This is a genomic window from Kitasatospora sp. NPDC002522 (assembly GCF_053595195.1).
In genome coordinates this window covers 47,289-67,812 of record NZ_JBSFXE010000030.1, presented here as the reverse complement: position 1 = coordinate 67,812, position 20,524 = coordinate 47,289, and the positions used below count along the sequence as shown (strand labels likewise).

The 20,524-nt window shown below is 71.5% G+C and carries 16 protein-coding genes; 12 read left to right on the top strand and 4 right to left on the bottom strand.

Annotated features, from left to right (window positions below; translation table 11 throughout):
- Positions 1-134 precede the first annotated feature (134 nt).
- The 4 genes from ACWD4U_RS24145 (at position 135) to ACWD4U_RS24130 (ending at position 3,370) form a co-directional block, all read left to right on the top strand.
- On the top strand, positions 135-980 hold the full coding sequence (locus ACWD4U_RS24145; RefSeq protein WP_363456414.1) for a helix-turn-helix domain-containing protein: 846 nt from the start codon (positions 135-137) through the stop codon (positions 978-980).
- A gap of 30 nt (positions 981-1,010) precedes the next feature.
- The gene (locus ACWD4U_RS24140) at positions 1,011-1,223 is read left to right on the top strand and encodes a DUF397 domain-containing protein (RefSeq protein WP_363456417.1); all 213 of its coding nucleotides are present in this window, start codon (positions 1,011-1,013) and stop codon (positions 1,221-1,223) included.
- A 300-nt stretch (positions 1,224-1,523) separates the two neighbouring features.
- Positions 1,524-2,786, top strand: a complete 1,263-nt coding sequence (locus tag ACWD4U_RS24135) for an XRE family transcriptional regulator (protein WP_363456419.1) — start codon at positions 1,524-1,526, stop codon at positions 2,784-2,786.
- A gap of 182 nt (positions 2,787-2,968) precedes the next feature.
- On the top strand, positions 2,969-3,370 hold the full coding sequence (locus ACWD4U_RS24130) for a hypothetical protein (RefSeq protein ID WP_363456422.1): 402 nt from the start codon (positions 2,969-2,971) through the stop codon (positions 3,368-3,370).
- A 126-nt stretch (positions 3,371-3,496) separates the two neighbouring features.
- On the opposite strand, the gene ACWD4U_RS24125 is transcribed toward ACWD4U_RS24130, so the two are convergent.
- From ACWD4U_RS24125 to ACWD4U_RS24110, 4 genes are all read right to left on the bottom strand, one after another.
- Entirely contained in the window at positions 3,497-3,886 is a 390-nt protein-coding gene (locus ACWD4U_RS24125; RefSeq protein ID WP_363456425.1) for a hypothetical protein, read from the bottom strand.
- A 77-nt stretch (positions 3,887-3,963) separates the two neighbouring features.
- Positions 3,964-4,785 (bottom strand): alpha/beta hydrolase, encoded by an 822-nt coding sequence (locus ACWD4U_RS24120; protein ID WP_363456428.1) that lies wholly within the window; start codon positions 4,783-4,785, stop codon positions 3,964-3,966.
- Positions 4,786-4,914: 129 nt separating this feature from the next.
- Positions 4,915-6,609, bottom strand: a complete 1,695-nt coding sequence (locus tag ACWD4U_RS24115) for a MarR family transcriptional regulator (RefSeq protein WP_363456431.1) — start codon at positions 6,607-6,609, stop codon at positions 4,915-4,917.
- A complete protein-coding gene (locus ACWD4U_RS24110) occupies positions 6,606-7,271 on the bottom strand; it encodes a hypothetical protein (RefSeq protein WP_363456434.1) in 666 nt (221 codons plus the stop codon). Before ACWD4U_RS24110 ends, ACWD4U_RS24115 begins: the two co-directional genes overlap by 4 nt.
- A 902-nt stretch (positions 7,272-8,173) precedes the next feature.
- Here ACWD4U_RS24110 and ACWD4U_RS24105 point away from each other — a divergent pair.
- The 8 genes from ACWD4U_RS24105 (at position 8,174) to ACWD4U_RS24070 (ending at position 20,389) form a co-directional block, all read left to right on the top strand.
- Positions 8,174-9,259 carry a conjugal transfer protein gene (locus tag ACWD4U_RS24105; protein ID WP_363456437.1) on the top strand — a complete coding sequence of 362 codons (1,086 nt, stop codon included), beginning with the start codon at positions 8,174-8,176 and terminating at the stop codon, positions 9,257-9,259.
- Complete coding sequence (locus ACWD4U_RS24100) at positions 9,256-9,588, top strand: hypothetical protein (RefSeq protein WP_363456439.1); 333 nt, start codon at positions 9,256-9,258, stop codon at positions 9,586-9,588. Before ACWD4U_RS24105 ends, ACWD4U_RS24100 begins: the two co-directional genes overlap by 4 nt.
- Positions 9,585-10,184: a hypothetical protein gene (locus ACWD4U_RS24095; protein WP_363456442.1), complete on the top strand. Its 600-nt coding sequence runs from the start codon at positions 9,585-9,587 to the stop codon at positions 10,182-10,184. The genes ACWD4U_RS24100 and ACWD4U_RS24095 overlap by 4 nt, the downstream gene beginning before the upstream one ends.
- A complete protein-coding gene (locus tag ACWD4U_RS24090) occupies positions 10,181-12,757 on the top strand; it encodes an ATP-binding protein (protein WP_363456445.1) in 2,577 nt (858 codons plus the stop codon). Before ACWD4U_RS24095 ends, ACWD4U_RS24090 begins: the two co-directional genes overlap by 4 nt.
- Positions 12,754-15,723, top strand: coding sequence for a hypothetical protein (locus ACWD4U_RS24085; protein WP_363456448.1), 2,970 nt, complete (start codon positions 12,754-12,756; stop codon positions 15,721-15,723). Before ACWD4U_RS24090 ends, ACWD4U_RS24085 begins: the two co-directional genes overlap by 4 nt.
- Positions 15,720-16,841, top strand: a complete 1,122-nt coding sequence (locus tag ACWD4U_RS24080; RefSeq protein WP_363456451.1) for a C40 family peptidase — start codon at positions 15,720-15,722, stop codon at positions 16,839-16,841. Before ACWD4U_RS24085 ends, ACWD4U_RS24080 begins: the two co-directional genes overlap by 4 nt.
- A 276-nt stretch (positions 16,842-17,117) precedes the next feature.
- A complete protein-coding gene (locus ACWD4U_RS24075; RefSeq protein ID WP_363456453.1) occupies positions 17,118-17,510 on the top strand; it encodes a hypothetical protein in 393 nt (130 codons plus the stop codon).
- A complete protein-coding gene (locus ACWD4U_RS24070) occupies positions 17,507-20,389 on the top strand; it encodes a type IV secretory system conjugative DNA transfer family protein (RefSeq protein ID WP_363456456.1) in 2,883 nt (960 codons plus the stop codon). The genes ACWD4U_RS24075 and ACWD4U_RS24070 overlap by 4 nt, the downstream gene beginning before the upstream one ends.
- The last annotated feature ends 135 nt before the right edge of the window (positions 20,390-20,524 follow it).

Genomic DNA, 20,524 nt, shown 5'->3' with positions numbered 1-20,524 from the left:
CTAATTAGCGCCCTATGGTTGGCTCACAGGCCGCCCAGCGGCAGAATGTGACTCACCGTCACCCTGAATGTCGTCACTGCCGGTTGACACGTCACACTGATCGGGCACCGCGACCAGGAGGAGCAGCAGAGACCGTGGCCACCACCAGCAGCGAGCAGGACTACCGGCGGATGCGCGTCGGCGGAATCCTCCGCCGACTTCGCGAGCAGAGCGGCATGACCCTGGACGTCGCCTCCGCAGCGGCCGGCATCAAGATCGACCGCCTCAGCCGCCTGGAACGGGGAGCGGTGAGGATCGACGTCCCCGTAGTCCGGGCACTGCTCGACGTGTACGGCGTTGACGACCGCAAGGCCCGCGCGGCGCTGGAGGAGACCGTCCGCAGCCTGACCGCGCCGACCTGGTGGCAGTCCTACACCCGGTCGCTGCACATCGCCCTGAAGAATCTGCTGGGGCTGGAGGAGACCGCCGGCTCCGTGTGGACGTGGCAGCCGCTGCTGATCCCCGGGCGCCTCCAGGCCGAGGAGTACTCGCGGGCCCTTCTTCACGCCGGGATCGGTATCGTCCACGACGGCCTCGAGCAGGCCGAGACGCTGGTGCAGGTCCGCCAGGAGCGCCAGCGCCGGGTCACCACCCCGCTGACCGCGGTGATCGGGGAGGCCGCGCTGCGCACTCCGATTGGGGGCGCCGAGGTGATGCGCACGCAGATCCGGCACCTGCTCGCCCAGGACCCCCACCTTGTCACCCTGCTCGTCCTGCCGTCGGAGCGCGGTGCGCACGTCGGTCTCGACAGCGCCTTCTCCGTACTCGACTTCCCGGACGGGGCCCGGGTGGCCACCGTCGAGACGCTCGCCACGACCCTCTACCTGGACGACGAGGCGTCCTTGGACACCTACGCCAAGGCGATGGTCCAAATCACCGATCTCGCGCTCGACCCGAGCACGTCGCGGAAGTTCCTCGAACAGCTCGTACACGCTGCCTGAACCGCCCGGCTCCACTTCGAAAGGACCGCCATGTCCAGCACCACCCCTCGTCAGGTTCCGGACGAGTGGACCAAGAGCTCCTACAGCGGCCAGACCGGAGACTGCGTCCGCTGGCGTCGGGCGCGCACCAAGCCCGGCCACGTCGAGGTCGGTGACTGGAAGGACCCCGACGGGCCGACGCTGACGCTGCCCGGAGAGCAGTGGCAGGCCTTCGTGGACTTCGCGAAGACATTCGAGGTGTAGCCGCGGCAGCAAGAGACGGACAACAGGGCGGGGCCGAGTCGATGCGACCCGGCCCCGCCTTCCGTTTCCCACGACGCGCCTTGAGCCCGGCGGCGTCCGGGGGCCGGTGGCGGTACGCGCCGAAGGCCTCCCGCGGCCAGCCGTGGGCATGAGCATCCGTCATCTCCTTGCTGCGCATGTACCCGCCCAGACAACCGCCCCTCGGAAGGCCGAGTCGAGGTCAGATCACCGGACACATCGGGACCGGCGGCGGAATACTGGTGCGCTGTCGAAGCGGCATCAGAGGAACAGGGAGGTTCGGTGACCGGGGCCCAAGCGGAGGTGGGCAACCCCGCGTTCGTCGCGGCCAGGATCGCGCTCGAGCTCAAGACCCAGCAGGACTTCGTCGACGCCTTCGAGGCCCACGCCCGGGAGAAGGGCATCCGGGTCGGCATCTCGATCCGGCAGGTGCGGCGGTGGGAGTCGCCGACGCCCGGCTGGCCGAACCGGGACGCCCGCAAAGTCCTGGAGTCGATGTTCGACTCCCCACTGGAGGACCTCGGCTTCGTCCCCCTTGGCCGCCCGCCGGGGCGCCGGCCCGACACGAGCAGAAGCGTGACGCCCTCCCTCTACTGCCCGCCCGACATCGGCCTCGTACCTCCGGACCGGCCGGACCGCCTGCTGCCGCACCTTCGAGCCGCGCTGGACGACGCGGGCCGCACCGACAGCGTCCTCGGCCCCCGCGTGGCTCTCCCCCAGGCCCTGGCCATCGTCGGCTCCGTCGAGCGAGCCGCCCGCGAGGCTTCCGGGAGTGCGCGCCGGGACCTCCTGGTGCTGGGCGCCCGGGCGGCCGAGTTCACTGCCTGGCTGCACCGCGACTCCGGAGCCGGCCCGGTGCCCACCGCGTACTGGCACGACCGGGCGATCGAGCTGGCCACCATGGCCGGCGAAGGGCCGCTCCACGGCTACGTCCTGCTGCGCAAAGCCCAGGCCGCCGACGGCGACCCCGCCCGGATGCGGGATCTCGCCCACGCCGCCCACGCCGGGCCGTGGTCCCTGCCGCCGCGGCCCCGGGCGGAGGCTCTCCAGCACGAGGCCCGCGCGCTGGCCCTCACCGGAGTTCGGGGAAAGGCGATCGACCGGCTCCTCGACCAGGCCCTCGAAGCCGTCGAAGCGGCACCTCCGCCCACCGGCCCGGCCACCTGCACCGGTCCCTTGGGCGAGGGCTACACCCTGGAACGGCTGATGGTGCAGAGCGCGCTCTGCTACCGGGAGGCCGAACAACCGGCCCGCTCCGTCGACCTGTTCCGCCGCCACCTGGCCACCGGCCGGTTCGCCCCTCGGGACCGTGCCTTCTTCACCGCCGCCATGTCCGGCGCCCTGGCGGCCACCGGCGAGCCGGACCAAGCTGCAGACGCCGCACTGGCCGCGCTCGGAATCGCCTCCGGTGCGGGCTTCGGACAGGCCCTCGCCGAACTGCAGCGCACCAAGGCCGCGCTCACCCCCCACGCCCGGCGCCCGACCGTACGCCAGCTGCTCCACGCTCTGCGCGAAGCCCAGCTCCCGGCTCCGGCTCGCACGTAGCGGTGCTCAATGGATCCATCAGCTCCTGCAGACGCAAAACTGCTGTCAGCGCCCAGGGAGGCGCTCTGACCAACCCCCAGCAGGGAACCCCCCAAGGCCAGCCGTTCGGAGTAGCACGGCGTGACGTGAGCACGCGCGTCGCGTTTGCACCCCGTCCAGCCACTGAGCCGAAAGGGTGCCCCATGCGCCGCTCCGCCGTTGCCCTGCTCACAGCAGCCCTGCTCGCAGCCACGCCCACCGCGACCGCGGCCCCCCGCGGCCAGATCCAGGAGCAGCAGATCTCCCTCTCCGCCAGCGCCCCGGACGGCTCGGTGCACGGCATCGCCCGGCTGTACGTCCAGAAGGAGCGCAGCGGCTACCGCGTGAAGGGCTACGTCGAGGCGATCTCGGGCTGCGTCGAACTCAAGGCGGTCAACATGCACTTGGGCTCGTACCTGGGCGGGGACCAGATCACGAAGACGTGCAAGCCCGACGTCGAGGAACCAGTCAATGCCTGGACCGGCCACACCGACATCGTGCTGTCGGCGATCGTGGACGGTGGCCCGGACTGGGACTCCTCGATCGTGACCCTCACCGGGAAGTGAGCGCAGTGCCCCCGGGCACTTCCAAGGGATGCCTGCGGAGGGAGTGAGTTGGGCAGCCGCCGAAGCCACCACAAGACGGTCGGGCGGCGGGCTGCCGGCCCTGGTTGTCGAGGTGGCCGCGGGCGGTCAGGCGTCGGGGTCGACTTCGGGGTGCGTGAACCGCACGGGCTTGCCCAGCGACCGGGCGTAGGCGATTTCGGCTCGGGTGCTGTCTCCGATGTAGTCGCCGACCACGAGCACCTCGTCAGCGAGCCGGATCTTCGCTCGGTGGAGATCGTCGAGTCGAACCTTCAGCGCCTCGGCCTCGACAGGATCGGACCACGGTTCGTGCGGCGACTTCATGTCACAGCCAGGCTTGACGACGATCTTTCCGGCTTTGGTCTCCCGCAGATCGGCCTCGGTCATCTCGGTCATGAAGCGGGTGGAGCCGCAGATCACGACGATACGCGGGAGGCTCAACAGCTTCTTCGCGTCGGCGAGCTTCTCCTCGGGGGTGAGCAGTTGCGGGTCTGACACTGGTTCCTCCCGTTGGTGTGGTCCAAGGGGTGCCTGCGGAGACGAGAACGAGGCGTCCCGCAGATCGGGCCGTCCGGTCACGGCGCAGTGAGGAATGCCCTGACCTTCTCGATCACCTCCCCCTGCCACGCCTGCGTCTGCGGGTCGAGGTACTGCGGGTCGTCATGGACCGCGAAGCCGTGCTGCGCGCCGTCCAGCTCGATCAACTCGGCGCCCCCACCGAACGCGGAGAGGTAGTGGCGGGAGGACTCCACCGGCACGAACGTGTCCTTGGTACCGTGCACCAGCAATGTGGGGGCGAGGATGTGCGGGAGGATCGCCGCCGGGTCGAGGTAGTGGACTTCGTTGAGGAGGGCCCGGCCGAGCCCGAAGGGGCTGCGCTCGGTGAAGCCCCGGCCCTCGAGCTCCCAGGCGGAGCCCTCGTCCAGGTAGTCGGCGTCGTCGATGTACGGCCGGCTGGTGATGTAGCGCTGCCGGTAGTCCAGCCTCGGGTTGAGCAGGACCAGCTTGTCCACCGTCGCCGGGTAGTTGGCGGCGACCAGGGCGGCGGCCCCGCCGGAGAAGGACGCGGCGATGACATGGACCGGCCGGTCCACCGGTGACCCGGATTCGACGCGCAGGTGGTCGGCGGCAGCGCGGATGTCGTTGGCGACGCCCGCCATGGTGATGTCCTGCTCGCGGCCGTCGCTGCTGCCGTGGGCCCGCAAGTCGAAGCGCAGGCTCTCGACCCGGGAGGCAGCCAGGGCGGCGGCGAGCCGGGTGAAGAAGCTGCCTTCCTCGCGGGTGACGCCCGCCCCGTGGACCAGGACCGCCAGTGCCTGGGGGCGTTCGGCGGTGGCGACGGTGCCGCTCAGCCGCGTGCCATCGAAGGACCGGAACTCCGTATCGCGATCAGCCATGCACTGATGGTAGCCACGGCTGGGCAAGCGGATGCCCGCCTCGGAGAGATGCGGTCTCTCCGGGGCGGGCCGCAGGGTGGCAAGCGCTGGTAGCGGGCGTTCGCGGCGCGCGGCCGGCCCGGTTCGCACTCACCCGGCGAGGGACTGGCGGAGGCTCTCCAGGCAGTCCGGGCACATCGTCGGTTCCGGCGCGGTGCCGGTTCCCGGCCTGCCGCACGGTCCGCCGCCCAGGCCGTCCGGGCCGGGCGCCTGGCAGCGCCAAGTGGTCGGGGCGGGCTGCGGTGCGGTGCGGCGCTGGCGAGCGGGCCGGACGACCTGGTCGAGGGCGGCAGTCTCCTTCTCCAAGTGCTCCTGGGCGCGGCGGGCCTGGCGCTCGGCTGCTCGCAGCCCGCAAGCGCGGCACTCCTCACCGGAGCCGAGGAGCAGCCCGCGTTCGCAGTCCGGCCGCTCGCACTCGCGGCTGGAGAGGATCGTGGCGAGGTATCCGACCGGCCCTCGGATCTCCCCGGCCTGGATCCTCTCGGGAACCCCGGCCCGCCACCAGCCGGCGTTGATCCGGGCAAGGGCGTGTTCGGGGGTGCGGCCCGCAGAGAGCAGGTCCCGGACGGCCCGGCGCAGCGGCGGGACCTTGATGGCCGGGTGCTTGCTGACGCCGAGGGCGTCGACCATCGCGAAGACTTCCTCTTCCCGGGGGACGGGCTTGGAGGCGGTGGTGCGGATCGTCTTGGTGCGGGGCTTGGTGGTCTTGGTCGCGGCTGTGCCGCTGCTCGGGTTCGGCTGGGGGCGCGAGCGTGCGCCGCGGGCCGCGCGCGGCAAACCACCTGTACCTGCCCTACGGGCGTCCGGAAGGGGCTCGCTGCGACTGTTCTCACTACTGCTCTTAATGATGTCCGCGTGGTGTCCCCACCCAAGTCCGTCTGGTGACGCCACCCCTGTCCGCGTGGTGTCCCCACCCATGTCCGCCTGGTGACGCCACCCCCCGGTGAAGGCGGCGAGCTCGCGGTCGTCGCGGGCAGCGGCACGGGCCCGCCAGAGCCGGGCGTCGAGGAGGAAGTAGGAGGAGGCGACGCGACCGCCGCCCTCCTGTGCGGGGAGGAAGTTGTCCTGCATGACGAGGAGTCCGTCGGCCCGCATCTGGGCCAGGACGTCGGTGACGGCGGTCCGGGAAAGGCCGGTGCAGGCCATCAGCTCCTTCACGGTGGGCGGCCGGTCGGTGATCGCACGGTTGTGGATGTTCACGAAGGTGGCGATCGCGGCGTAGACGGACTTGTAGTTCGGCGAACGCTCGCCGGTGCGGGCGATGCGGGCGTCGAGCCGGACGTAGTCGATGCCCGGTGCGCGCTGGACGCGGGGCACCGGCCGGCCGTCGGGGCCGAGAACGGGAGTGGACGTCGGAGCGGCGGCCCGCTGCAGGAGTTGCTGGGCCCAGCGCTCGCGGTCGAGGAGCTGGTACAGGTTGGCGTCGGCCACTGCCTCGTTGCCGGGAGCGGTCTGGGGGTGGACTGCCAGGATCTGGCGGTCCACCAGGTCGGCGGTGGCCCGGTCGAGGGTCTTGACCGAGCGGCCCATGCAGGCGGCGACGGTCTTGCGGTACGGGAGGAGGGCGTAGCGGGCTTCCGCGGACCAGGCCGCCACGGACTCGGTAGTGAGGGTGATGCGTTCTTCGATCCCGGCGAAGGAGGACAGTGCCATGTACGCCGCCTTGGTGGTGGGCGCGCAGTCGCCGTCCCGGGCGAGACGGGCGTCGAACTCGATCCAGTCGAGGCCCTCGCAGACGAGGCAGCCGTCCGGGCCGGTGGAGAGCCCGGTGAAGAAGGTGGTCACCGGGTCACCGCCTGCTGGCCGCGGGCGGAGGTGTAGACGCTGTCACGGTCGGGGTCCCAGGCGCCCCGGTGGGCTTGAGGGAAGAGGAAGTAGCCGTACGGGTCGTCGATCGGCTGGGCGTCGTCGGCCGGCTGCCCGGACCGGATGTCGGTGAGAGCGGCATGGACAGTGCGGGCGACGAGCAGCCACGCCTCCTGGGTGAACGGGTGGGCAGGGCCGAACTCGATGGTGGCGTCATCGGCGAGGAAGCCCGCCCAGGTCCGGGCGATCGCGGTGCGGCCCTCGGCGAGGGCGACGCTGACGGCCGCGTAGTCCTGCCGGTACCAGCGCGGTGGTACCGGCGGCTCGGAGGGCTTCGGCGGGAGCGGCGCCGGTGTGGCAGGTCCCGGGGTCGGTGTGGCGAGGCGGAGCGGGCCGGTGGCCGCGGTTCGGCGGCGGTGCAGCGCGCGGATCACTCGGGTGGCGAGGAGCAGCGGCCAGGAGACGGTCAGCGCCACCGCGGCGGCGACGGCCGCCAGGACGGCGGCGGGTCCCGCGGGGCGCCAGGTGCCGCCGATTCCGGTGAGCGCGATGTAGAAGGCGCCGGCCGGGAGGTAGGCGGTTGCAGCGACTGCGGCCAGGCAGCCGGGGTCGCCGGGCAGCAGGGTCGGCAGCAGGTCCATCGGGGGCTCCTCGGGCTGTGGTGAATCAGTGCCCGAGGTAACCCCGCACTCCTGGACGGACCCCTTGACGATCAAGGTGCAGCAGATAACGACTGCGCAACGCCGCCGATCAACAGGTGGATCACTCCTGTATGGCATGCACCCGACGCATGGCTGCGGAGTTGGACCGGTTCGCCGGAGCGGCTTCCGCAAAGCGGTTGTGCGCGCTTGCGTATGCGGGAGAGGGGCCTTTGCGGGTGACCGGCCCTTTGCGGGTGCGGGTGACCGGCCCTTTGCGGGTGCGGGCACCGTCCCGCAACCGCAACCGCAAAGAGAGGGAGCCGGACGGCGCGCCCGCACTAGGTGCGTGCGTACTGCGGGGCGTCGCAACTCCGAACGCCACACCCGCGTCGCGGGCGGACTACCGGGCCAGCGGAGCGGGAACCGCGACGGGGAACGCCGATGAGCCGACACCCGGCGGCGGGCTACCGACCCCGCCCGTGCTTGCGCTGCGCAGCGGCTCCGCGACTCCCGAGTGGAGCGGATCAGCCGTGCCGGGTGCCGGGGACGGCATCAAGGAATCCGTGCGGTCCCGGGGCGGGTGTCAAGGAATCCGGACCCGCCTGGACGCCCCATCAAGGTGCCCGCCCGGGGGTCGGGGTGGCCGTCAAGGAATCCCCGCCCTCACAGGTGCGGGGCCGGCGGCTCACCTTGATACCGCCCGCCGCCAGACTCCGGGGCTCCTTGATGGGTCATCAAGGAGCCGCTGCCATTCCTTGACGCCCCACCAAATCAGCAGGTCAGAGCTTTGATCGGGCCCGTTGCGCAGTCGTTACCGGGCGGGCTTCGATCATCAAGGAGTCCGTCAAGGAGTGCGGGGTTTCCTCCGTCGACAGCAATCGCTGACGACCTAGGAGCCCTGAGTGAATCGCCTTTCCGCCCGGCGCAACCGCGCACCCGATACCCCCTCGCCGATCGCCTCCGGCACCGACCTGCACCGCTCCCGCGCCCGGACCGTCCTCGTACGCGGCGGCATCTGGGCCGCGCTCGCCGCCGGACCCCTGGCCCTCGCCCTCGCGATCGCCGTCCCGCAGACGGCCCGGAGCAACACCTCGGAGCAGGCCACCGCCCCGATCGTGATCGCCCCACCGGTCGGCTACGCCGAGAACTTCGTCGACCTGTGGCTGCGCTCCACCGATGCGGACACCGACGCCGCGGCGCTGCGCGCGATGGCCCCCGGGGTCGACCTGCCGAAGTCGACCTCCGCCTTGCGGTCCTCCGTCGTCAAGACGGTCGCGGTGCGCAGCACACCGATGGGCGGGCGGACGTGGCAGGTGACGGTTGCGGCCACGGTGGTCATGCCGCCCGCTTCCACGCAAGGCGCGAAGTCCCCGCAAGGCACGACGCAAAGCTCCACGCAAGCGCCCGCGGCGGGCTCTGACGTCCCGCAAGCCGGCGGAGCGGGCGGTGTGCGGGTGGTGCGGTACTTCGCGGTCCAGGTGTCGATGGTCCGCTCGGACGCCTCCGGCGGTGCGCCCGACTCTCTGGTGGTGACGGGCGCGCCGGCTCAGGTGGCGGCGCCGGACTCGCTGACCGAGACGGACCCGGCGACGCGGACCTACGGATCACAGGTCATGGACGGGCCGCTGCGCGAGACGGTGACCGGCTACCTGACGGCCTACCTGAGCGGGGTGGGGGACAGCTCCCGCTACCTCGCACCCACGGCGAAGATCCCAACCCCCGGCGCGGCCTACTCGAAGGTCTCGCTGAAGACGCTGACGGCTTCCACCACGGTGCCGACCGCACCGGCGGACGGGGCGGTGCTGGAGGTGCTGGCCGACGTCGTCGCGTCGGACACCGCCGGTGAGTGGCCGCTGTCCTACCCGCTGCGGCTGACCGCCCGGGCCGGGCGGTGGGAGATCGCCGCGCTCGCCCCCGCCGGCACCGCCTCTTCTTCCTCCGGCGCCGCGGCGCCGACCTCCACCACCACGAACGGGGCGTCCCGATGAACACCACCACCCTCGCAGGGCCGATCCAGAACTTCGGTAACTCCTGGGCGAACACGCTGCTCGACTGGACGGCAGCCGGCCTGATGATCGCCCTGACCGGCATCGTGATCATCTACGCGATCCGGAAGATGAGCGTCAAGGCGGCGATCGGCGGGGCCATCGGCCTGGTCATCTGCTGGAGCCTGTTCACCGGCCGGTACACGATCTCGAACATCTTCCAGACCGAGTACAGCGAGAACAAGGCGCCGAGCGTGCCGAAGGTCCAGGGCGCAGGCCAGCTGCCGCGTGAGCTCCCGGTCGCCTTCACCGGCCAGCTGGGCCAGTCGTGAGCAGCGCCGCGCGTCCCAGGATCGGCCGCTCCTACACCAAGGCCCGCAGGCACCCGTGGGTTTTGGGCAAGATCGGCGACTGGCGCATCCCGATGGGGCCCTACACACCACCCCAGCTGGTGGTGGCCGCCGTCGGCGCCTTCCTGCTGATCCGCACCGTCACCTGGTGGGCGCCAGTTCTCGGCCCCCTGCCGGTGGTGGTGTGGGCGGTGGCGATCTGGGCCGCGCGGCACTCACGGATCGCCGGCCGCTCGCCGTTCCTGGTCGCGGCGGACGCCGCCTCCCTGCTCATCACTCCTCGCGGCGGCCGGATCGCCGGCCGCGCGGTACGGCCGATGCGGCCGGTGGTGATGACCGGCTGCTTCACCGTCGAGGACGCCCCGGGCGACGAGCCAGCCGCAGAGGCCCCCGCCGTGCGCGAGGACCTGCGGCCCGAGCCGGAGTTCCGCTCCCTGAGCATCTTCGAGCCCCGCACCCAGGACCCGCTCCCCGCTCCGCCCCCCGCCGCCCCGGCTACGGGGCCGGCCCTCACCCCCCTGCAGCAGATGCTCGCCGCGGCCTCGGCCGCGCACTCCCAGAAAGGGGAGCCGTCGTGAAGGCGTCGATCCGTCACATCTCCGGGAACCTCCTGTTCTCCACCACCGGCACCGTCTGGGCCTTCTGGCGGGTCACCCCGATCGGCTCGCGCTACGCGAGCGACCTCGAGCGCCAGGACGTCCTGCGCCGGGTCACCTCCCTGGTCCGCTCCCTTTCCGGCACCGCCCGCCTGTACAGCCTGTGCGCCCGGGTGGAGGCGAGCGAGGTCGCCGCCCGGATCGCCGAAGGCATCGACCTGGACACCAACCCCGGCGCGCTGGAGAGCGCCCGCGCCGCCGAGTACCTGCTGGCCGACCGCGAGATGCACCGCCGGACGGTCTGGCTGGCGGTGCCGCTTCAGGCGCCCGGCCGGGCGGCGCAGCTCGCCCAGGCCCGCGGGTCGGCGTGGGCGATGTTCGGCGAGCAGGCCGGTCTGCCCGCCTCCCCGGTTCCGGTCGCCGATGTGCAGCTATATAGGGGACTGGCCCGGCAGACCGAGACCGGGTTCGGCGGCGGCCTGCAGATGCGCCCCGCCCGGCCGGCGGAGATCGTGTGGATCCACCAGCACGCGGTCCACCGCGGCATGACGGAGCCGCTGCTCGCGGAGGCCGAGACCAGCACGCGCTACGGCGGACGGATCGTCGGTGCCCAACTGCGCAGCCCCGGCTACGCGAGCCTGGGCCAGGTGCGGCTACTGGAGGGTGGCCAAGACGCCGCCGCCCGGAGGGAGCGCGAGGAAGGCGGCCTCCGCGGCTGGTTCGGCCGCCGGATCGACGGCAGCGCCCTGTCGAAGCTCTGGCTGCAGGTCGAGACGGAGGAGCAGACCGGCTGGCAGGCGCACCTCGCGCTGGAGGAGATCCCGGAGGCGGTGTACGAGGGTTCGGCCGACCTGCTGGCGCGGCTGGACGTGCTGCCGTGGCCGGTCGATGCGGTGGTGGACCTGACGCTGGTGGAGGGGCAGCGGGCGAAGCGGGCCATCGCCAAGAAGAAGGCCGAGCTTTCGGATCAGGCCGATCAGTGGTCGGCGCACCCGACCGGCACCCCGGACTCGCTGCACGGCGCGGCCGAGGTGCTCGGCGAGCAGGAGGCCCGGCTGGGGCGCACCAGCGTGGAGCTGGAGGTGCAGTCCCGCACCGTGTTCACGGTGTGGGGGCCGACCGCGCAGGTGGCGGATGAGCGGGCACGGGAGCTGAAGGCGCGGCTGTCCGGTGCGGACTACGGGGTGATCCGGCCGCGCGGTGGGCAGGAGCGCCTGTTCCAGCTCGGCCTGCCCGGCGCGCCGTCGGTGCTGCGTCAGCGCGAGTGCACCCAGTTCCAGCTGTCGGAGGACTGGGCGATGAGCGGGGCCTTCACCGTCGCGGAGATCGGTGACGAGAGCGGTCCGATGATTGGTCAGAGCCTGGACGCCGGCACGACGAAGCCGGTCTACCTGGACCTGGCCGCCGCTCCGCTGAGCAACACGGCGGCGAGCCTCGCGGTGCTGGGGGACCTGGGGTCGGGCAAGTCGGTGTTCCTCAAGCTGATCATCGGCACGCTGCTCGACCGGGGCCACCGGGCGATCGTGATCGACCGGACGAGCCAGCGCGAGTACGTGAGCTTTGCGTCCACCGCCGCCCCGGGCCGCCACCAGGTCATCGACGCCGCCAACGCGAAGGTCTCGATCGACCCGCTGCGCGTCCTCCCCCCTGCAGAGGGTGAGGCCGCGGCGCTCAGCTACCTGCTGCTGCAGACCCAGCTGGACCTGATGTCGCCGGGTGGTGCGCTGCTCTCCCGGGCGGTGAAGGCCGCCTCCTCCTCCCGCAATCCGCACATGGGCGCGGTACTGGAAGAGCTGCAGGCCATCTCCGAGGAGGGCGGCACCCGGGGCGCGACGGCCGCTGACGTGCTGGACCTGCTGGCCACGGTCAGCGACCAGAAGCTGGCCCGGATGGTCTTCGACCCGTCGCTGCCCGCGCTGTCACTGATCGACCTTCAGGCCGACCTGATCGTCTTCGCGACGAACGGGCTGACGCTGCCTCCGAAGGAGAGCCTTGGCCGGCCGGAGGTGCTGCGCACCCAGCCGCTGGAGGCTCTGATCGGCCGTGCGGTTTTGTATCTGATCGCGGCGATCTCCCGCCACATCGCTTTCACGGACCGCAGCCGCTTCGCCGCGCTGATCCTGGACGAGATCTACTGGCTGACCTCCTCCGCCGAGGGATCGGCATTGATCTCCGAGATCGCGCACGACGGCCGCAAGCACAACGCGGGGTTCGTCGCCGGCGCCCACGACGCCCCGGAGCTCGGGAACGAGACGATCCGCGGGTTGATCACGCAGCGGGTGCTGGCCCGCACCACTGACGAGGCGATGGCCAAGCGCGGCCTGGAGTTCCTCGGTCTGCCCCCGGACGACGAGGGCCTGGTGCAGATGGTCAAGGGCCTGTCGCCGCACGGCCAGCAGAACCGGGCCGGCGAGATGTTCCTGCAGGACACCCGCAACCGCGTCGGCCTCATCCAGGTCGTGGTCCCCGACCTGCCCAAGCACAAGAACATCTTCACCACCCCGGTCACCCGCCCGACCACCGCCAACTCGCTCCGGAAGGAGGCTCTGCGATGAACACCCCCACCCTGCCCGCTCCCCTGCAGCGCGCCGCGCGGCAGACTCGAGCCGCTGGTCGCCGGGCGCTGCGGATCGCGCGGGCGGTCCACCAGTTCGCCGCGGCCTACTGGCCCGGGCGCCGCACCGTGCTGATGACGGCGGGGATGACGTTCCTGTTCCTGCTGGCGGGGGCATCGGCTGCCGATGCCGCCGACGGCAGCGAGCGCGGCGGCATCCTGGCCCCCCTCAATGTGCTGTCGTCCGAGGGGGTCCCGCTCGACAACTACGACCTGAAGAGCGAGAACGGCGGCACAACCGACATCCGGTCGCATGTGTGCAACCTGCTGCTCGGCGCCGGATTCGCGCTGGTGCGGATGGCGGTGGGCCTCATGTGCTGGGTCTGCCAGTGGATCTGGAACTTCCCCGTCGTCTCGACGCTGGTGGAAACCGCGCACAAGCTCAACGGTGAGTTCTTCCAGGTCACCGCGAACGACCTGGGGCTCTACCCCCTCTTCTTGGCGATGGGGAGCGCCTTCGGCTGCATCCTGATGATGAAGGGGAAGGTCGGCCGCGGTGCCGGCGAGATGGTCATCACCCTGCTGCTGTCGACGCTGGTGCTGATGCCCGCGCTCACTCCGCGCAGCGTCCTGGGCGAGCAGGGTCCGCTGGTGCAGACCCAGCAGGCCGCGCACGATGTCGGCCAGCTGGCCGCCGGGGTCAACGGGCCGGACCCGGGCTGCACCAGCGAGAAGGACAAGAAGGACCCCAGCTGCCCGATGCGGATGACGTTGACCCGCGTCCTGGTCGTGCAGCCGTACCAGTTGCTGCAGTACGGGATCATCCCGAACCCGAAGTCCGAGAACGCCCACGAGCGGGAGCTCGCGGAGGTGCACCGGCGGTGGATCCACGGCGAGATCAAGGGCAAGGACGCCGGCGACGGCTGCATCTCCTGGCTGCCCGGCTCCGACCAGCTGTGCCCCAAGAGCACGGCCTGGGACCAGCTGAAGGAGGAGCTGAAGAAGCACGGCGACGAGGGGATGGCCGCCTACAACTTCTCGGTCAACAGCAACTGGGACCGGGTCGGCGGCACCGTCTTGGTGCTGTTCGCGACGCTGCTGATCGCGATCGTCGTGCTCGGCATGGCGCTCGTCCACCTGGGCACGCAGTTCGCGGACGTGGTGGCCGCCTCACTGACGGCCCCGTCGCTGGTGTGGGCGATGCTGCCCGGCGGCAACAGGAGTGCGCTCTGGAAGTGGCTCGGGATCTACATGACGAGCGTGGTCACCGAGTTCGCGATCAGCATCATGCTGCCGCTCTTCTCGCTGGGTGCCGACCAGATCCTGACGAACTCCAAGGACACCGTCATGATCCAGCGGCTGCTGATCTTGGACGGATTCGCGCTGGTGATCCTTTTCTTCCACAAGAGGATCTTCGCCGCCGCCGGGCAGGTCGGTGAGCGGTTCGCGTCCCGGATGCGGTACGCGAAGATCGGCGGCAGCCTCTTCCTGGGCGAGAACCAGGGCTTGGCGCTGGCGATGTCCCAGGCCATGGGCACCATGTCGCCCTCCGGCGGCGGGATGCTGGGCGGTGGCCGGGCCAGTGGCGGCGCCTTGTTCGGCGGCGCCCTGTTCGGCGGCGGCTCCCCCGCCCACGGCGCGCTGATGCGCAAGGCGCGCATCGCCGAGGGCTTGGCGGCGATCGCCGACCCCGGTCTCGGCCGCATGAACGGCGGGGCGATGGCCGTCGGCGCGTACGGGGAAATCCGCCGCGGGTTGTCCGCGCTGGCACTGCCCTTCCACGCCGCGCACCAGCTGGTGGCCGGCAACCCGCTGCCGCCGCACAAGCTCGCCGCCCGCATGAAGCCGGTCGGCTCCCGAGGGCCGCTCGGCGGCCACCCTGTCCAGCACGGCCCCGGCGGTGCCAGTGGTCCCGGTACTCACGGTGGCCCGGGCGGCGGGCGCGGACCGGCTGGCGGCGGGGGCAGGCCGCCCTTCGGGCGCCAGCAGCAGATGCCCGCTCACGGCCTCACCCCCGCGGGGCACGCTCTGCACAACGCTCTGCTGGGCACCCGGGCCGGGCGACTCGCGATCCGCGCGGGCCAGGTCGGCAAGCTGGGCTTCAACGCGACTCTCGGCGCTCCGGCCACTTGGACCCGGCTGAACCGTGCCAACGACGCCATGTGGGAGAACGTCAACCGCCAGTGGGAGCACTACTCGAACGTCCGCAAGGAGTGGACCGGCGACTGGGTGGAGGGCGCAAAGGACCTGACGAAGGAGATTCCGACCGGCTACCGCATGGCCAAGCAGGGCGTCCAGGGCACGGTCAACACCGTCAGCGGTGCAGCCCGGCATCAGTACTACCAGGCTGCCGCGTTCGGCCAGACCTACGGACCGACGCTGGTCAACGGCGTCCGCGCCGCCTACGAGGCCGCGCACACCGGCTACGACCTGACGCTGGGCGACCCGTTCGAGGGGGCGAGCAACCGAGCCGGCCACTTCGACCCGGCCGACCGGGGCGAGGTCTGGGAACACGCCAGGGACCGCGGCCCGGAATACCCCTTCCACGAGGTGCAGCCGAGCGAGTCCGTCATCCAGCCGGACCGCGCCGCTCACCCCGGCGCCAGCCAGACGGTGGTGTACGGCGGCGAGGGCGACAGCGGCCCGTCCGAGGTGCGTTCCGCGCTGGGCCCGGGAGCCCTTCCGCCGACCGAGCCGATCCGGATCATCGACGGAGAGGTCGTCAACGAGCACACGGGGGAGATCCTGGCGTCGCGGCCGGTCACGGACGTACCGCCCGCGCCCGCTATGGAGGGCATGGACCCGGCGGTGCTGCGGCGGGTCAGCCCGGAGGTGCTGCGCGAGCCGAGCAGCACCCCGCTCGAAGCGCTGCGGATGCGCCGTCACATCGGCTACCAGGCACCGCAGGACGCCGCCGGCACATCCGACGGCGCCCGTGACGGCCTGGACGGGGAGCTCGGGCTGTGAAGCTGTTCAGGGCCTACCGGAAGATCGGCTGCCTGGGCCTGCTGCTGGTGTGCTCGGCGGCGGCGCTGTGCGGTCTCGCCATCATCAGCATGATCGACGGCGCCGACCCGGGCGCCACCGCGCCGGTGGGCTCGGTCGGCGGCATCCCGCCGCGGCTGATGGAGGCGTACGTGCGGGCCGCCGCCGCGATGCCGCAGCTCGACCCCGAGTGCAAGGGCATGTCGTGGCAGCTCCTGGCCGGCATCGGCAAAGTCGAGTCCGGCCAGGCCGAGGGCCACCAGATCGACGCCGACGGGCTGGTGACACCGCCGATCATCGGCCCGATCCTCAACGGCAGCGGGGCCGGAGGCAACATCACTCCCGTCTACGACACGGACCAGGGCCGATGGGACGGCAACAGCCAGTTCGACGCCGCGGTGGGCGTCGTCCAGTTCCTCCCCTCCACCTTCGCCTCGTACGCGGACAAGGTCCGCCCCGAGGGCGGCGCCAGTCCGCAGAACGTCGACGACGAGACGCTCGCCGCCGCGCTGTACCTCTGCCAGGGCAAAGACCTGACCGACCCTCAAACCCTGCACAACGCGATCCTCCGCTACAACTACTCCAGCGCCTACGTCGACGAAGTTCTGCGCTGGATGAAGCAGTACACCGAGCTCGGCGACCCCACCACGACCGTGCCGACCGGGGACGCCTCCGAGCAGGCGCAGCAGGTGATCGCGGCTGCGGCGAGCCAGTTCGGCGTCCCCTACTCCTGGGGCGGCGGAGATGCGACGGGCAAGACGACGGGCATCTGCTGCTCCGAAGGCGGACAGGACGGCCGGACGGTCACCGGGTTCGACTGCTCCGGGCTGATGGTCTATGCGTTCGCGAAGGTCGGCGTCAGGCTGCCGCGAGTGGCTGCCGACCAGGCCGGGGTCGGGCAGCGCATCCCCGCCTCGGCCGGCGTGAGCGCGCTGCGACCAGGCGACATGGTCTTCTTCGGCAACGCGAAGGGGATCTACCACGTCGGCCTGTACATCGGCGGCGGCCAGATGATCAACGCCCCGAAGCCCGGAGATGTCGTCAAGCAAGCCGCTGTCTGGAACTACGACTACGCGGGCGGCGCCCGCGTGATCGGCTGAGAGGCCACGATGATGATCAAGATTCCCCGCCGTCTGCCCGAGCTCGCGGCCTCCGCCGTGCTCGCCACGGGACTCGTCCTTCTGCTGGTTCCGGGCGCCGCGGACAACCGGCCGGGTTCGACCACCACCAGCCCCCGGGCGGCGTCTTCGGCGAGCCCGCCGGGCTCCCCCGCACCCTCCCTGCCCTCCACGCCCCCGGCAACGGCCGCCGCTTCGCCGTCGGGCACCCCGAAGGCCGGGGCGCCGTCGCCGAGTCCGGCCGCCGTACAGAAGGTGATGCCGTCCGGTGTACCCGCTGCCGGTGACGGCCCGGCCGGTGACCCCTCACTGCAGGAAGCGTTCTCCCGGCAGAAGCCGAGCGACCTCGCCCCGGCCGACGCCGAGCAGCTCACCTCCCTGGCCCGCGCGGTCTGGATGGCCGAGACAACCGGCACCGGCCGTGAGCGGTGGCCGCTGTACTTCCCCGCGACCACCGGCGCGGGCCGCCTCTACCTCTACACCGGCGTGCGGGTGCAGGCCGCCGCCACGCACACGGTCGACGGCAGCACCGACAAGGCCCGGGTCGACCTGCTGTGGGCGGGCACCTCCCCAACCGGCTCGTACGGGGACAGCCGGCCGGCCACCGTGACCTTCACCCGCACCTCGACCGGCTGGGAGCCCGTGCGATGAACGACCAGAGCAACAACAGCATGCTGAAGGGTGCGCTGGGCGCGGCCTGGGCCGTCATGAGCTGGCTGGCCGACGTGGCCGCCTGGTGCGGCGACAACGCCGGGACGCTCCTGGTCGTCATCACCCCCGTGGCCGTGGCCGCCGGTTTGCTCCACCAGTTCCTGACCCGCCGCGCCCTCGCGCTGCGCACCCGCTACATCCTGACTCCCAGCCGCCGGTTCGACCCGAGCACCGAGGACATCTGGCGCCAGACCGCCCTGCTGATGCGGGCGGCCGGCAAGGGCCCGTGGTGGGCACCTCGAGGAGCCCGCCGAGTGCGGGTACGACTGCGTGCGGACGGCAGCGTGCCGCTGGAGTACAGCGTGGAGGGGCCCAAGGCAGCCGCCACCCTGCTCACCGACAGCCGCTTCCAGGAGGTCAGCGTCGCCGAGGCCGAGGAGGCGGCCGACCCGGTGGCCGCCCAGGCCGCGCAGGACCGGCTCGACAAGAAGGACAAGGAGCTGCAGCGGCGTCTGAAGGCCGAGGCGAAGGACGCCCGGGCCAAGGCGAAGGCCTCCGGCAAGAACGGCAAGGTGGCGCTGGAGAAGCAGAAGAAGGAGAAGGAGAAGGACGGCCGCCTGGTCGCGGTGCGCGCCGAGTTCGTCCTCAAGGGGCGTCCCTCCGCCGCGCTGCGCGACGTGCCGATGACCCCCGACCCGCTCCAGCCGCTGATCGACGCCGTCAGCGACATCCGCGCCGAGCAGGGGGACCTGGCCGAGGTCGTCCTCGACGTCCAGTCCATCCCGTTGTGGCAGGTCAAGCTGCGCCGCTGGAAGCTGATGCACGAAGCCCAGGAGGACAGCCGCAAGGCCGCCCGCAGGAACGCCCGCAACGCGGCGCTCGTGGCGGCGGACGCGGAGGACTCGCTGCGCTACCAGCTGCTCAGCCTCCTCGACCCGTCGTCGAAGTCCTCCGCGGGTTCCCGGATGCCGACCCCCCGGCCGCGGGCGGTCGAGCCGGAGGAGGCGCTGGGGCGCCTGCACAGCAACACCGGACTGGTGCGGATCCAGCTCCTGGTGCGCTGCGCCTCCCAGAGCGAGGGGCGTGCCCGGCAGCTGCTGGAGCGGGTGAGTGCCGGTCTCGACGTCTTCGGGCAGGACAGCCGGCTCGGCGTGGACGGCGGCCGGTTCCTGAAGTGGTCGTGGGGTGCGGACAGCTGGCACCGCCGGGACTCCTTCGACCGGCGCTGGAGCAGCGGGCAGGTCGGCCCCCGCGAGCAGAACTGGCTGCACGTCAGCGAGCTCGCCGGGTTGTTCAAGCCTCCGACGATGCACGCGGTGCTACCGGTCCTCGCGTCGGAGCTGCCCGACTACGTCGCCGGCGAGGCCCTGGTCCCGCACGGGCGGCTCGTCCACGCAGACGGCACCAGCCGGGTCATCGCGACGAGGGAGGAGGAGTTCCTGTTCAGCGTCAACGTGGGCAAGTCGAACTACGGCAAGACCGAGACCGCGCTCACCAGGGCCATTGCGGTCGCTGCGGCCGGTTCCGGGGCGATGTTCGTCGATCCGCACGGTGACTCCTGGACCACGGCCTCGCCGTACCTGGCCCACCCTGTCTTCGCCTCCCGGGTGCGCCGGATCGACCTGGCCCGCGCGGACCAGCCGGAGGCGAAACTGCCGAACTGGAACATGCTGGAGATGAAGCCGGGACGCAAGGCCAACCGGTTGACCACGGCGACGGTCGATGCCCTCGCGACGGGCCTGAACTGGACGGACGCGGCGGCACCACGCGCGTTGACGATCTTCACGAAGTCCATCGAGGCGCTGGTGGCGCACAACGCCCGGGCGGTGGCCGCCGACCGGCCGGACGCACAGGCGACGCTGCTGCAGATCCGCACCCTGCTGACGGACAAGCCGTGGCGGGACGCCCTGATCAAGCACCTGAGCCCGGAGCAGCGCCGGTGGTGGACCACGACGTTCGCGGCTTACCAGGTGGCCGAGGTGCTGGGACCGGTGCTGAACCCGATCGACCGGCTCGCGTCGAACGAGGTGACGCGGGCGTTCCTGGGCTCGCCGCAGGGGACGTACGACATCCGGGAGGCGATGGACGAGGGGTACATCGTGTGGCTGTGCCTGGAAGGCACGGGTCCGTCGGATCGGCTGCTGTTCAGCATGGTCTTGCAGAACCTGCTGCAAGCCGGCCTCTCCCGCAGGGACCTGGCGTCGGAGGCGAGGAAGTGGTTCCACACCTTCGCTGACGAGTTGATCGCCTTGGACCCGGCGGGTGGTCCGTCGTTCGCGGCCATCAGCGAGCAGTTGCGGAAGTTCGGCGGTCGGCTGCATGTGATGACACAGTCGCTCGGGCGGATCAGCCCAGCCACGAAGGAGGCGCTGATGCAGAACTCGTCCGTGGTGAGCACGACGTCCGGGTCGATGACCGCGGCCAGGGCGATGGCGGAGGAGTGGCACGGGGCGGTGTCCGCCGGGCAGATCGCGGACCTGCCGCGTTTCTCGCACTACGTGCAGGTCACCGCTGACGGGAACCGGGTGGGGCCGCTGCGGGTGCAGGGTGTGCAGGTCTCCGAGCTGTTCGGCATGTACCACCGCCCGAAGCTGGTGGGAGAGATGGTCGAGAAGGCGGACGAGCAGATGGGGTCGCGGACGCTCCCGGAGTTGCTGTCCGTCGCGGACGCGCAGGACGCCGTCCTGCTGGAGTTCAACGGCCCCGAGCCGGACCCGTCGGGCGGGACCGGCAAGCAGTCGGACGCCTCCCCTGGGGACGGCGGCGCGACGGCGGCGCAGCAGCAGCCGGTCGAGGACGGGGCGACGGTGACGGTTGTCCATCACCAGGCGGGGGCGAGGCACGGTCGGCGGGGACCGGGGCGCCCGAAGAGGCGGTAGCTGCCACAGGCGGGCCGAACAGGTGATTCCGGGTGTGGCCCTCGGCTGCGGGCCGCATCCGGAATGACCGCTATGCCCCGTCATATCCATTTCATTGCATTTGCTACGAATTTGCGTGTGAATATGCCGACGGCA

Bases quoted from the DNA above. Each gene is read 5' to 3' on its own strand.
- ACWD4U_RS24140 (WP_363456417.1), top strand. From the start codon at position 1,011: ATGTCCAGCACCACCCCTCGTCAGGTTCCGGACGAGTGGACCAAGAGC.
- ACWD4U_RS24130 (WP_363456422.1), top strand. From the start codon at position 2,969: ATGCGCCGCTCCGCCGTTGCCCTGCTCACAGCAGCCCTGCTCGCAGCC.
- ACWD4U_RS24120 (WP_363456428.1), bottom strand. From the start codon at position 4,785: ATGGCTGATCGCGATACGGAGTTCCGGTCCTTCGATGGCACGCGGCTG.
- ACWD4U_RS24110 (WP_363456434.1), bottom strand. From the start codon at position 7,271: ATGGACCTGCTGCCGACCCTGCTGCCCGGCGACCCCGGCTGCCTGGCC.
- ACWD4U_RS24100 (WP_363456439.1), top strand. From the start codon at position 9,256: ATGAACACCACCACCCTCGCAGGGCCGATCCAGAACTTCGGTAACTCC.
- ACWD4U_RS24085 (WP_363456448.1), top strand. From the start codon at position 12,754: ATGAACACCCCCACCCTGCCCGCTCCCCTGCAGCGCGCCGCGCGGCAG.
- ACWD4U_RS24075 (WP_363456453.1), top strand. From the start codon at position 17,118: ATGCCGTCCGGTGTACCCGCTGCCGGTGACGGCCCGGCCGGTGACCCC.
- ACWD4U_RS24070 (WP_363456456.1), top strand. From the start codon at position 17,507: ATGAACGACCAGAGCAACAACAGCATGCTGAAGGGTGCGCTGGGCGCG.